10 protein-coding genes, 2 tRNA genes, 1 rRNA gene and 1 riboswitch are annotated in these 12,911 nt (G+C 46.0%); all 13 genes read left to right on the forward strand.

Annotated features, from left to right (window positions below; all coding sequences use genetic code 11):
* Positions 1-123 precede the first annotated feature (123 nt).
* The 13 genes from rrf (at position 124) to CK797_RS07700 (ending at position 12,884) form a co-directional block, all read left to right on the forward strand.
* Positions 124-240: ribosomal RNA gene (gene rrf, locus CK797_RS07640) — 5S ribosomal RNA — on the forward strand.
* Positions 241-352: 112 nt separating this feature from the next.
* Complete coding sequence (locus CK797_RS07645; protein WP_104689170.1) at positions 353-2,332, forward strand: TerB N-terminal domain-containing protein; 1,980 nt, start codon at positions 353-355, stop codon at positions 2,330-2,332.
* Positions 2,333-2,337: 5 nt separating this feature from the next.
* Positions 2,338-3,678 (forward strand): ATP-binding protein, encoded by a 1,341-nt coding sequence (locus tag CK797_RS07650; protein ID WP_104689171.1) that lies wholly within the window; start codon positions 2,338-2,340, stop codon positions 3,676-3,678.
* A 14-nt stretch (positions 3,679-3,692) separates the two neighbouring features.
* Entirely contained in the window at positions 3,693-5,942 is a 2,250-nt protein-coding gene (locus CK797_RS07655; RefSeq protein ID WP_104689172.1) for a DEAD/DEAH box helicase, read from the forward strand.
* Positions 5,943-6,026: 84 nt separating this feature from the next.
* Positions 6,027-6,099 (forward strand) — tRNA-Thr (locus CK797_RS07660).
* A 274-nt stretch (positions 6,100-6,373) separates the two neighbouring features.
* Positions 6,374-6,518: riboswitch (FMN riboswitch) on the forward strand.
* Positions 6,519-6,680: 162 nt separating this feature from the next.
* Positions 6,681-7,745: a bifunctional diaminohydroxyphosphoribosylaminopyrimidine deaminase/5-amino-6-(5-phosphoribosylamino)uracil reductase RibD gene (gene ribD / locus CK797_RS07665; RefSeq protein ID WP_104689173.1), complete on the forward strand. Its 1,065-nt coding sequence runs from the start codon at positions 6,681-6,683 to the stop codon at positions 7,743-7,745.
* The gene (locus CK797_RS07670) at positions 7,738-8,340 is read left to right on the forward strand and encodes a riboflavin synthase (RefSeq protein ID WP_104689174.1); all 603 of its coding nucleotides are present in this window, start codon (positions 7,738-7,740) and stop codon (positions 8,338-8,340) included. The genes ribD and CK797_RS07670 overlap by 8 nt, the downstream gene beginning before the upstream one ends.
* Complete coding sequence (ribA, locus tag CK797_RS07675; protein WP_104689175.1) at positions 8,340-9,521, forward strand: GTP cyclohydrolase II; 1,182 nt, start codon at positions 8,340-8,342, stop codon at positions 9,519-9,521. The genes CK797_RS07670 and ribA overlap by 1 nt, the downstream gene beginning before the upstream one ends.
* A 3-nt stretch (positions 9,522-9,524) precedes the next feature.
* Complete coding sequence (ribH, locus tag CK797_RS07680; protein WP_104689176.1) at positions 9,525-9,986, forward strand: 6,7-dimethyl-8-ribityllumazine synthase; 462 nt, start codon at positions 9,525-9,527, stop codon at positions 9,984-9,986.
* 161 nt (positions 9,987-10,147) lie between these two features.
* Positions 10,148-10,220, forward strand: a tRNA-Thr gene (locus CK797_RS07685).
* Between the two features lie 589 nt (positions 10,221-10,809).
* Positions 10,810-11,058 carry an AbrB/MazE/SpoVT family DNA-binding domain-containing protein gene (locus CK797_RS07690; RefSeq protein WP_225365043.1) on the forward strand — a complete coding sequence of 83 codons (249 nt, stop codon included), beginning with the start codon at positions 10,810-10,812 and terminating at the stop codon, positions 11,056-11,058.
* Positions 11,058-11,453 (forward strand): type II toxin-antitoxin system death-on-curing family toxin, encoded by a 396-nt coding sequence (locus CK797_RS07695; RefSeq protein ID WP_104689178.1) that lies wholly within the window; start codon positions 11,058-11,060, stop codon positions 11,451-11,453. Before CK797_RS07690 ends, CK797_RS07695 begins: the two co-directional genes overlap by 1 nt.
* A 426-nt stretch (positions 11,454-11,879) precedes the next feature.
* On the forward strand, positions 11,880-12,884 hold the full coding sequence (locus tag CK797_RS07700; RefSeq protein ID WP_104689179.1) for an aldo/keto reductase: 1,005 nt from the start codon (positions 11,880-11,882) through the stop codon (positions 12,882-12,884).
* Positions 12,885-12,911 lie beyond the last annotated feature (27 nt).

Consider the following 12,911-nt stretch of genomic DNA (forward strand, 5'->3'; position numbering starts at 1 on the left):
GATGCATGGAGCGGACCATTACTAATCGGTCGAGGACTTAACCAAGCAGAAGCGGTTAGGTTTGTTGGTGAGATTGGATATTGTTTAGTTTTGAGAGCACAAGCTCTCACCCGAAGAGGGTAGTGTGGTGATGATGCCTTGAAGGATACACCTGTTCCCATGCCGAACACAGTAGTTAAGCTTCAACACGCCGAAAGTAGTTGGGGGATCGCTCCCTGCGAGGATAGGACGTTGCCACGCTAATTACGAAAGGATATGCGTAATGCATATCCTTTTTTTGTTTCTTCATTATTTTTTACTTTGATTTTGGTTCACGATATAATTAGAACATACGTACGGAAGGAGTGATGAGATGGACTACCAGTCACTTAAAAAATTAGTAAGCAACAGGTACGGTCTGCGCTTTGTTCCCCTTCCTAATCAGAACAACGATGGGCCAACGCAGGGGTTATCCATAAAGGCGGGCATGCCGCCCTTTATGGTACTCAACGATGAGGAGCCGGTCCGAGTCGATGCCAAGTGTTTCAGCTTTGCAGACGCAATTCGGGATTTGCCAGGATTTCAAGATTCCTTTTTCCACCGTGATAAACAGTGGGTTGGTTTTAACCTCAGTATTGTCGGGGACCGGGCCGTTGCAAACATCGTCGATTACGCCTTCAAGGCTGCAATAAACGCTGGCCAGGCTGCATCACAGCAACAGCAGTACGTGATTCTTCCTGAGAAGGATAATGATGACTATTACCAAGCGCAAATGATTCCCAAACCGACTTCCCGGCATCTGACACCTATGAAGGAGTTAGTACCTAAGGAAATTGCGGCGGCCCGGGCGGCCTATGATTACTCCCTCTTGCCTGGTGAGCGTCGGGATAAAAATTTTTACCGGCAGGGCCTGATCCTGGAAAACTATTCGGATGATTGTGCGGACTTGGTGCCGTTGAAAAAATACTTTCCAACTTACCATGATCTCAGTTTGGCCCAGTTGCGGACTTACTTCACTTGGCGCACCAAACTGCGTCGGGGCGAGTTCGTCAAAGTCAGTGATTCTTACGCTTATTTATATATCTATGAGCTACTCAATAATATCGGGGTGGATTCTCCAACGACCGGCTTTCAGAAGTTGATGTTATTTCGAGATAAGTATGCGGACCAGTTTTCCTCGCGGATGCGGACCTACTTGAATCGCTGGCTTCAGGATTACGTACTTTATTACCACTTAGACCATGACCTAGCCAACCAGGCCTTTGCAAATGAGATTGCGACAGACCACGACTACCATGTTCTCCTTCATCCAGCCGACTACGATACCGCCGACTTGATAGCGGTGTTCCAACGGCATGCCACCTATCTAAAGAACAGTCGGCTTTATCAGAAGTCGACAAAGCATTTTGCAGCCTTGTTGAAGGTGATCTGGCAAGCGGTGCTGAACCTGCCAGATCAGTCGGGAACTAAGTATTTTGATCACTATATTGCCAGCCAGCAGATGACGACCAACTATTTCTTCGGCAACGCGGTCTTTAACTTTCACCCCCAGCACCAGATGGCTGAATATCCAGTTGATTCAATTCGTCAGTACCGCTTCAAGGGCCGGCAATACTACTGTCTTACTCTCAAAGCCCTACCCAATGAACGACAGAACCTGAACGCCTTCCTTCACGAAGTTGACCGTTTGGTTCGGCAACGGTTCAAGCTAGGTCACCCCCTGAAGCCACGCTGGGTACCGGAAAACATCTTAACGGCAATTAACCAGGGGATCCGGGAGTACCAGCACCAGCTCAAGGAAGCTCGGCGGCCCAAGGTACACATTGACCTGGGTAATATTGATCAGATTCGCCGGGATGCCGCGCTTACCCAAGCTAGTCTGCTAACCGATGAGGAACGGCAGGTTATCGTTGAGGACCAGCATAATGATGGGGCTAAGGAAAAAAGCAATAATCGTTCTCAGAGTACAGTGCCGACCTACCAGTCTGATTTCCAACAGGTTACGCAAGATTCATTACTTTCGAGCGAGACACCAGGTCAATTCAATCTCGCTCAGCCAACCGTGTCGGAGCAACTGGTTCAAGACGCCCCGACCGGTGACCTAGATACGGATGATGCTCCAGACCTGGATGAGGATGAACAATACCTGCTCACTGCGCTCTTGACGGGTGGGCCCTGGCAAGACTACCTGAAGAAGCGGCATTTGATGGTCTCTATTTTGGCAGATCAGATTAATGAGGACCTCTTCAATCTGATCGGTGATGATGTGATCGAATTTGATAAAGATGATCGCCCGGGAATCATTGAAGACTACCGATCGGACCTTGAGAACATGTTTTTAAACAAGGAGTGATTTAAATGACGGAACGGACAAGACAGCGGGTACCGAAGCGGATCGCTCAGACAGTTCTCCACTCACTAAAAGCCGGCGTGGTGCCGCGAATCGGCCTGCCCTACATTACGGTGGGGCGCAAAGATGAGATTGCGGCCCTCCTTCATGACTTTGGTGTGGTAGCTGAGGGTGGCGCTTCCTTTCATTTCATTGTCGGTCGCTATGGTTCGGGAAAGAGCTTCCTTCTTCAGGCGGTCCGTAACTACGTGATGGACAAAGGCTTCGTGGTTGTGGACGGCGACCTGTCACCGGAACGGCGCCTGCAGGGCACCAAGGGGCAAGGGCTGGCCACTTACCGGGAACTTATCCAGAACCTAGCAACGAAGACTCGGCCGGAAGGAGGTGCTCTGACGCTGATCCTGGACCGCTGGATCAATACGGTTATCCAGGAAGTTGCCAGCGAAACCAGCATAGATGAGGATGATCCGCGGTTCATTGTAGCCGTTGACAAGAAGATCGATACGGTCATTACCTCTCTCAGTGAGCTGGTCCACGGCTTTGATTTTGCTAAGCTGCTCAACATGTACTATCACGCCTACCTAGATGACGATCGTGAAACCAAGGCCAAGGTTATCAAGTGGTTCCGTGGCGAGTACACCCACAAGACCGCGGCTAAACAGGAACTTGGCGTGAACGTTATCATTGATGACAGCGACTGGTACGAGTACCTAAAGCTGTTTGCCCGTTTCTTTCGTCAGGCAGGGTATGCGGGGCTAGTGATCATGATCGATGAACTGGTCAACATCTACAAGATTCCCAACAGTATTAGCCGTCAGTACAACTACGAGAAGATCCTAACCATGTATAATGACACCCTTCAAGGGAAGGCTAAGTACCTGGGGATCCTGATGTGCGGAACTCCGCAGGCAATTGAGGACCGGCGCCGGGGTGTCTACAGCTACGAGGCCCTGCGTTCGCGGCTGACGGCGGGGAAGTTTGCCCACGTTGGCGCCCAGGATATGTATGCGCCCGTGATCGAGCTAGCGCCGCTAACTGCGACAGAGATGCTGGTTTTGACCGAAAAGCTAGCCGACATGCACGCCCGTCTCTATGGTTACGACCGTATGATCACCGAGGATGAATTGGCTAAGTTTATCAAGATTGAGTACGGTCGGATTGGTGCTGACACCAGGATTACCCCACGGGAGGTGATTCGGGACTTTATTGAGCTTCTAGACATTGTTTACCAAAACCCGACAACCACAGTTAGTGACCTCCTGAATTCGGACCAATTCAGCGGAGTAGATGATGATTCCAGCGATGACAATGGTCAGTCGGGGAAGGATTATACGGAATTCACGATTTAGGAGGGAGGAGAACGATGGACGTCTTTGCACACTACGCGCCCTTTATCCAGGACTACATCTACCGTCAGGGATGGCAGCAGCTGCGGCCCATTCAAGTGGCGGCAGCCGAGAAAATCTTCGGTACTGACCACAACGTGCTGTTGTCGGCCTCGACGGCGGCAGGAAAGACCGAGGCGGCCTTCTTCCCAATTCTGACCGAACTGAATAATGAGAAGGTTCAAGACTCGGTCAACTGTCTCTATATCGCGCCACTCAAAGCCCTGATCAACGACCAGTATGGCCGGCTGACCGACCTGACCGCGCAGAGTGATATCCCAATTTGGCGCTGGCATGGTGACGTAGCAGCAACCCAAAAGCGCAAGATGCTGAAGCACCCGTCTGGCATTCTTCAGATCACACCAGAGTCCTTGGAATCATTCATGATCAATAAGCACATGGATATCCCCCACCTTTTCCACGGCCTGCGCTTTGTGGTAATTGACGAGCTGCATTCCTTTTTGCGTAATGATCGCGGAGGACAAACATTTTGCCTGATTGAACGGCTTAGCCGGTTGGCCGGGGTCAAACCGCGGCGGATCGGGTTGTCTGCGACGATCGGCAATCTTCGGGAGGCGGCAAAGTTTCTGGGTGCCGGGAGCGGTCACCGGACCGTGGCGCCAAAGGTTAAGAACACTCGGCAGGTCTGGCGCTTGTCGATGGAGCATTTTTATCAGACCGATCCTCAGGCGGCCAGTAAGGACTTCGACCCGGCGGCCCCAGTTGAGGAGAGGACAGACACGGCTCCTGAATTGGCTGATCCCGGAATCGGCTATATCTTCGAACATACCCGGGGAAGAAAAAGCCTGGTCTTTACTAATAGCCGGGAGGAGTGCGAGGCTGTTTGTCAGATGCTGCGCTCTTACAGCGCTGCTAAACATGAGCCCGATCGGTTCCTAATCCATCACGGAAACCTATCGCCAGCACTTCGCCAGACAGCTGAGGACGCGATGAAGGATGATGATTCTTACATGACGACCTGTGCCACGGCGACTCTGGAGCTGGGAATCGATATTGGCAAGCTGGAGCAGGCCTTCCAGATTGATGCTCCCTTTACCGTCTCTGGCTTTCTTCAGCGGATGGGACGAACTGGCCGACGGGGAAATCCACCCGAGATGCATTTTGTGATGCGCGAGGAACATCCAGAGTCGCGGGCAATGCTGCCGGATTTGATTCCCTGGCCCCTGCTACAGGGGATTGCCTTGGTCCAGCTCTACTTAGAGGAACGCTGGGTTGAGCCGCCAGAACCGAACCGCCTACCCTACAGTCTGCTCTATCATCAGACGATGAGTACGCTAGCCGGCGACGGGGAAATGACTCCGGCCACGTTGGCGGGACGAGTCCTGCCACTGCCTTACTTTCACAATGTTAGTCAGGATGATTACCGGATCCTGTTACGCCATCTCCTCAAGACCGATCAGCTGGAGCAGACGGAGCGTGGTAACCTGATTGTCGGTATGGCTGGTGAGCGCGTCGTCAATAACTTTAAGTTCTACGCGGTCTTTCAGGAAAACGAGGAGTTCAGTGTTCATGCTGGATCCGAGGAGCTGGGGACGATTGTTAAGCCGCCACCGGTTGGGGACAAGATTGCGATTGCTGGCCGGGTCTGGGTGGTCGAGGACATTGACCGTCAGCGCCACCAGGTTTATTGCCATGGCGTCAAGGGCCGGATTCCCGCCTACTTCGGAGATGTGGCGGGGGACATTCACCCCAGAATTTTGGAACGGATGCGGCGGGTGCTGGCCGAGGATCAGGTGTACCCTTACCTGATGAGAAACGCTAGGGCGCGGCTGACCCAAGCCCGGGATACCGCTAACGTTGCCGGCCTACCCGATCAGCAGCTGATTAACCTTGGCGGTAAAATGTGGTGTCTTTTTCCATGGACTGGGAGCTATGCTTTCCTGGCCCTGGAGCGCCTGCTACGAATTAAGTGTGCCAAACGTCTGAACCTGCGTGGTTTCAACTCAGTACGGCCCTATTTCATGGAGTTTGCTATGGACGCTAGTGCTGAGGAATTCTTTCAGATCATCGCGGAAGAGGCGGCCAAGGATTTTGACCCGCTGGAGTTGGTGTACCCCAAGGAAGTACCAGTATTTGACAAATATGACGAGTACTTGCCGGATGAGCTGGTACGGAAGGAGTTTGCCCAAAGCATCCTGGATGTTGATGAGATGAAACGGTGCGTGGCCCGAATGTGTGCTGGCCAACATGAAGAACAAAAGAAGTGAAGAGCAAGATGTGCGCTTCACTTCTTTTAATTTTCCCTTGCGTTTGGAGGCGGGGATTGATATACTATTATTCGTCGGTAAATTGCTGACTTAGCTCAGTTGGCAGAGCACCTCACTAGTAATGAGGAGGTCGGAGGTTCGAGCCCTCTAGTCAGCACTAGATAGAGTTCAATAGCCTGTTATAACGGCATTTATGGTCGTTATAACAGGCTATTTTCGTTATCAACTCATCTTCCAACAAAAACTTGCTACGAGCTGCTCCATTTATTATTTCATATGGTGGGGTGATCAGAATATGCGCCTGAAAATTAAAGAAAGCATTATCGGCAAGATTAATTGAACACTATTTGCTATATAGTTAATCAATTGACGAAAAACAATACTCTTTACAAAGAATTGGTAAAGATTTATACTTCTATAAAAGTTAATAATATTTTCTTCGGGGCAGGGTGAAATCCCCAACCGACGGTGACAAGGTATAGCTTGAAGTCCGTGACCCGTTGATCGCTATGGTCAACGGCTGAACCAGTGTGAGTCTGGTACCGACAGTAAAAGTCTGGATGGGAGAAGAAATAAAGTGATGGTAGTGATATTCTACCGTAATTAACGAATTTAAAATATAAGCCCCAGGTAGCAATTTAGTTACCCGGGTTTAATTTTAAAAAGCTATTTCATCCTACCCTAACTGGCCTTGAGGAAAATCCTTGAGGCCTTTTTTGTTGGAGGAGGGGGAAATTAATGGAAAGCGACGAGAAATGGATGAGCCTAGCAATTGAACAAGCCCAAAAAGCGGACTATCAGACTTGGCAAAATCCTCGCGTCGGTGCAGTTATTGTTAAGGGACAAAAACTATTATCGGTTGGGCATACTCAACAGTTTGGCGGCCCGCACGCTGAACGGGATGCAATTAGTAAGCTTCCGACAGGACAATTATCAGGCGCAATTCTTTACGTCACCATGGAACCCTGCAATCACTATGGGAAGCAACCACCCTGCACTCAATTAATTGTTGAGACGGGAATTAAACGCGTTGTAATTGCGGAAACTGATCCACATTCGATAGTTACTGGTAAGGGGATTCAGTATCTACAAAAGCATGGAATAAAAGTGACTACCGGGATATTAACTGAGCAAGCAATGAAAGTTAACCTTCATTATAACTACTACTTTCGAGCTCATCGTCCATGGATAACGATAAAACAGGCTATTTCGCTAGACGGTAAGGTTGCTATTAGTCAAGGCAAACGGACGGCAATCACTAATCAAGAAGTATACGACTTCGTACATCGTGAGCGTGCTTGGTATCACGGCATTATTATTGGCAGCGGAACCGCAATTACTGACGATCCGCAATTAACGGTTAAAGTTAAAACTGCCTTTCCGCCTATTCGCATCATTGTGGACCGGCGGGGAAGGCTGGCGGACCATCCCGATTTACAGTTACTACATGATTTACAAGCAAAGACATGGGTGTTTTCAAGTAATCCAAACCTGGCAAGGGCGTTAAGTGAAACTAAAGCGGAGGTAATATGCTTAGCAGATTGTTCGATTGAAATGGTGATTACTGAATGTGGCCATCGCGGTTTACAGTCACTGTATGTTGAGGGCGGACCAACCATTCAACAGGCAGTGATCGATAGTAACTTGGTTAATGAGTTTGTCACTTACTTGAGTCCGCAATTTATTGGGCGACAGGGGGTTGCGAGAGCTCAAATTCCGCCGACCACCAAAATGGTCACCGTCGATACGAAATTACTGGGGAATAATGTAAGAATTGAGGGTAAGGTGAAGCAAGATGTTTAGTGGTTTAGTAAGTGGAACGGGAAAGATAACGAGCATGGAAATGAAGCAAGGAACAATTACATTGGTGATTGGACCAACTAATCCATATTTTTTATCACAAGCTCAAGTAGGCGATTCGATTGCAATCGATGGAACGTGCTTAACCATTGAGAATTTTAGTGACCGTCAATTTACGGTGACGCTGATGCCACAAACGTTTGCCAAGACAACCTTTAAGGATCGGCGGGTGGGTAGTTTAGTTAATCTTGAACGCTCTCTTCAAGTCGGCTTACGTCTAGAGGGACACATTGTAACCGGGCACGTTGATGAGGTAGTCCAAGTAATCAGTCGCCGGCAAAACAAAAATGCGATTGAGCTAGTGTTTAACTTACCAAGGCGCTTAGCAGGGCAGGTGGTAGCACAGGGAAGCGTCGCAATTAATGGAGTTAGTTTAACGGTTATGACCGTCACGAAGGATACATTTAGCGTAGGACTAATCCCGCATACCCAGACCATTACCAATCTTGATGGATTACAGGTGGGCAGCCGGGTTAACCTTGAAACAGATATCTTGGGTAAATATGTTATCGCAAATCTGAAAGCGAGGGAAAACTAATGGACGTTAAGAAGATTCAGGATGCGCTAATCCATCTAAAAAATGGTGGCTTAGTAATCGTAATGGACGATGAGGACCGTGAGGCTGAAGGCGATATGATCGGTTTGGCAAGTCGGGCCACCCCGCAAAAGGTTAACTTTATGACCAAGTATGCACGTGGATTAATGTGCGTTCCAATGGCGCCAGAAGTTGCGCAACGACTCCAGCTTCAACAGATGACCGCGAATAATACAGATCCTTTTGGGACGGCGTTTACGATTAGTGTTGACCATAAATCGACGACTACCGGGATTTCTGCCTTTGACCGGTGGCGAACGATTACGCATTTGGCTGATCCATCAGCAAAAAATGAAGACTTTTATAAGCCGGGCCATATTTTCCCGTTAGTGGCCGAAGAAGATGGTGTGCTGGCACGGGATGGACATACCGAAGCAGCGGTTGATCTTGCTAGATTAGCTGGTGAGGAGCCGGTAGCGTATATTTGTGAAATCCTGCAGTCGAATGGTGAGATGGCGCGTTCTAAGGAACTTCATGAAATGGCAGATGAATACAGTCTACCGATTGTTACGGTCAAGGAGCTGCAGGAATACCGAAAAAACGAAGTGAGTAGACCGGTAGAGAGCATTAAATTACCAACAAAATATGGTGACTTTAAGCTTCGCCGCTTTGCTGGGGATAATTTAGCCCTGATAAAAGGAAATATCCGCGGTGGCGATCCGGTGATGGTGCGTTTGCATTCTGAGTGTTTTACAGGAGATGTTCTCGGATCGCTGCGTTGTGATTGTGGCCCGCAGTTGCAGGAAGCAATGCGCCAGATTGAAAAACATGGCCGGGGAATAATCCTGTACTTGCGGCAAGAGGGGCGGGGGATTGGCTTACGGAATAAGTTAAAAGCTTACCACCTGCAGGAACAAGGATTTGATACGGCTGAAGCAAATACGCAGTTAGGCTTCAAGGCGGATGAACGCCATTACGAAGTTGCAGCTCAAATGTTGAAAGAGCTAGGAGTTCAGAAAGTAGACCTGCTTACGAATAATCCAGATAAAATAAACCAATTAAAGTTAGATGGAATTAGGGTTAATCGGCGGTTACCATTGGAGATTGCGCCTAATAGTTACGATCAAAAGTATCTTGAGACAAAAAAACAAAAGTTTCACCACATACTAAACTTGGAGGCCTGAAAAATGAATGAGATTAGCGGAAAATTTAACCAGCATGATATGAAGGTTGCCATTGTTGTTGCCGATTTTAACGGTACCGTGACTCATCAGCTTAAAGAAGGAGCAGTTAATGCCTTGATTAAGTTCGGCCTGACAAGTGACCAAATTAATGTTTACCATGTTCCAGGTGCCTTTGAGATCCCGTTTGCTGTTAAGAAGCTGCTTAATAGTGCCCGTTTTGATGGAATTATGACGTTGGGTGCTGTTATTAAGGGAGATACGGACCACTATGATTTGATTTGTCAGAACGTTACCAGTGCAATCATGCAGTTAAACCTGCAAGGGGAAATTCCAATAACATTTGGGTTGCTGACAACCGATAATGTTGAACAGGCAATGCAACGGGCCGGCTTGAAGATGGGGAACGAGGGGGCCAGTACCGCCCAGAGTTTGCTTGAGATGGTCTCACTGAATAGGCAGGTATAGGCGAACAATTAAATTCATCAGTAAAGCTTAGGGGGATAATAAACCGGCCAGCGTAAATTCCTTTCTGGTGCAGTAATAATCAACTGATTTACTGAATTAATTTAAATTATCCCTTGCAATGATGGGGGCGGCTCTGCTATACTATTATTTGTTGGTTAAATGCTGACTTAGCTCAGTTGGCAGAGCACCTCACTAGTAATGAGGAGGTCGGAGGTTCGAGCCCTCTAGTCAGCATAATTAAAACTCACAAAGTTTATTAATCCTTGATATATCAACGTTTTGCGAAGGTATATCAAGGATTGCTTTTGTTTATTTAAGAATATTATGCCCACGGCTGTGTACATAGAAAAAGTGTGTGCATGGGCTTGTATCGGAAAAAGCTTGAATCTACTAATTTGATTTAATAGGTTTTGTGCACATTAATTTGTAAGCAGTCGTTATTGAATGTTTACTTTCAAGCGCACTGAAACGATAGTATGACTCAGTGTTTTTAGAAGAAAATACAAGAGGTCGCATGAATATCAGTGTTGTTTCAATATATTTATTATGTGTTTAAGTTTACATACAAATAGAACTACTTATGGGACTAGAGAGGTTATAGCTATACTTGTAACCATTCCTTAGCAAGGTTATGTGTGTAAATATTCTACGTGAATCTTGTCACGTCAGTTTTTGAGCAAAGTTTATGTACGCAAATCAGAATTTAAAATGGACTCATAAACCATCGGGAAATTTAGCTCAGCTTTAATAAAACGTTGGACGCTTCAATGTATATACTATATAATTTAAATGTATATACGATATGCGAAAGGAGTTTTTAATTATGGCTCTTAAATCATTAACTAAAGTTTTTAAGTCGGGTAATTCAAATGCTGTTAGATTGAACAAAAATATTATGGATGCCGCAGGTTTGAAAGCTGATGATCCCGTTAATGTAATTTTTAATGAGCAAGATGGTAGTGTAACAATTAAGGCCGTCAAAAAAGCAAATTACCATGATAATTTCTCTAAACTATTAGAAAAAAGTTTACATGATGATCGTGAAGCTTTAGATTTCTTGAAGGATAAGTAATGGAATATCTAACTGAAGACGAAATTATTGAAATTAATCGACAGGTAATTACTTTGGCTGGTGAAGGATTGACGGGTGTTCTCGATTCTAATGGACTAAATAGTATAGTTGAAGCTCCTAAGCAAGTATTTTTTGGACATGAAGCATATCCTACTATTTGGCTAAAAGCAGCATATTATTTACAGAAGATTACTAAAAAGCATATATTTGCGGATGGGAATAAGCGAACAGCATTAGAATCGGCAAAAGTATTTTTAATGTTGAATGATATCAATGTTGTATTTAAAGGAATAGAAGCGGGACAAATGGTGTTAGACGTTACTAACTCGCCTGACTCCGAACAAGTAATGTTGAAAATTGCTCAATATTTAAAACAACATCAAGTTAAAAACTAGTATTCCTGTGTATTTACGAAACACAATAATTGGTGTCATACAAAATGATCCCATGTAACTGTAAGGTCGAGGACAGTATCACTCCGTCTATCTAGTCAGCACTAGATAGAGTCTAATAGCCTGTTATAACGGCAATTCTGGTCGTTATAACAGGCTATTTTACGTTAAAAGACGTTACTTACTTCTCCATTTTTTCTCACACTACTGTTTAGTGTGTTTTTTAATCTTCCTCGAATTGCTGTAATTCAACAATACCAAGCGTCTGAGTGGTTTTGGTGTGTGAAAAAGTGAGAATTTAGGGTAAAGTTTATTTTTTACACATTATTCTGAATTGATATATGCCTAAAATGAGTAGATAAGCATTAATTATAGGTAATTAACATCTCCAATTTGATGCTCCATAATAATTTAAAGGAGTGATCAATGATGAAGTATAGTAAGATCCCACAAACTGATATTAAGATTTCAAAGATTGCGGTTGGCGGAATGAGTTTCGGTAAACCAGCGATGAAGACTTACCGTTGGATTCTTGACGAAGAACAAACTGATAAAATGGTTCAGCATGCTCTTGATCTGGGAATTAACTTCTTTGATACTGCCAATGTGTATGGAATGGGGACAAGTGAGGAATATATTGGTAATTCACTTAGGAAACACCAGATTCCTCGGGATAAAGTAGTCCTTGCTAGTAAGGTGTACTTTAATGATGGTCGTCTTTCTAAGGAGGCAATTAATCGAGAAATTGATGGTACTTTAAAACGTTTGGGTACCGATTACCTTGATTTATATATCATCCACCGCTTTGATTATGATCATCCAATTGAGGAGACGATGGCGGCTCTTGATAATTTAATTAAGGAAGGAAAAGTTCGGGCTATTGGTGCCTCGGCTATGTATGGTTATCAATTCCAGAATATGCAACATGTGGCTGAAAAGAATGGTTGGCATCAATTTGTGGCGATGGAAAATCACTACAATCTTTTATACCGAGAAGACGAACGAGAATTGATTCCCATTTGCAAACAAGATGGTGTAATGCTGATGCCATATAGTCCGCTAGCAAGTGGTCATTTAACTCGTCCAACTTGGGAGGGCCGTTCCAAACGAAACGAAACTGATACATCTGAACGTGCTAAGTATGATCATGCTAAACAAGCTGATATGCCAATTATTAAGCGAGTTGCCGAGTTAGCTGATCAGCACCACGTTAAAATGTCCCAAATTGCGCTAGCTTGGCAATGGGCAAAAGGCGTTACCGCCCCAATCGTTGGTGCAACTAAAGAACAATACTTAGATGATGCGGTTCAAGCGATGGAAGTCGAATTGTCACCAGATGAAGTTAAATATCTGGATGAGCCTTATACTGCACACGAAATTGTTGGCGCCTTAGACCAGAATCCTGATGGTATGCTACCGAAGGATGTTAAGTAGGAAAAGTTTATTTAATCGGCAGTGAAG

This window comes from Limosilactobacillus pontis (assembly GCF_002940945.1).
Taxonomy (GTDB): Bacteria; Bacillota; Bacilli; order Lactobacillales; family Lactobacillaceae; genus Limosilactobacillus; species Limosilactobacillus pontis_A.

Coding starts and splice junctions, on each gene's coding strand:
- CK797_RS07695 (WP_104689178.1), top strand. CDS start 11,058: ATGGAATATCTAACTGAAGACGAAATTATTGAAATTAATCGACAGGTA.
- CK797_RS07700 (WP_104689179.1), top strand. CDS start 11,880: ATGAAGTATAGTAAGATCCCACAAACTGATATTAAGATTTCAAAGATT.
- CK797_RS07650 (WP_104689171.1), top strand. CDS start 2,338: ATGACGGAACGGACAAGACAGCGGGTACCGAAGCGGATCGCTCAGACA.
- ribH (WP_104689176.1), top strand. CDS start 9,525: ATGAATGAGATTAGCGGAAAATTTAACCAGCATGATATGAAGGTTGCC.
- CK797_RS07645 (WP_104689170.1), top strand. CDS start 353: ATGGACTACCAGTCACTTAAAAAATTAGTAAGCAACAGGTACGGTCTG.
- CK797_RS07670 (WP_104689174.1), top strand. CDS start 7,738: ATGTTTAGTGGTTTAGTAAGTGGAACGGGAAAGATAACGAGCATGGAA.
- CK797_RS07690 (WP_225365043.1), top strand. CDS start 10,810: ATGGCTCTTAAATCATTAACTAAAGTTTTTAAGTCGGGTAATTCAAAT.
- ribD (WP_104689173.1), top strand. CDS start 6,681: ATGGAAAGCGACGAGAAATGGATGAGCCTAGCAATTGAACAAGCCCAA.
- CK797_RS07655 (WP_104689172.1), top strand. CDS start 3,693: ATGGACGTCTTTGCACACTACGCGCCCTTTATCCAGGACTACATCTAC.
- ribA (WP_104689175.1), top strand. CDS start 8,340: ATGGACGTTAAGAAGATTCAGGATGCGCTAATCCATCTAAAAAATGGT.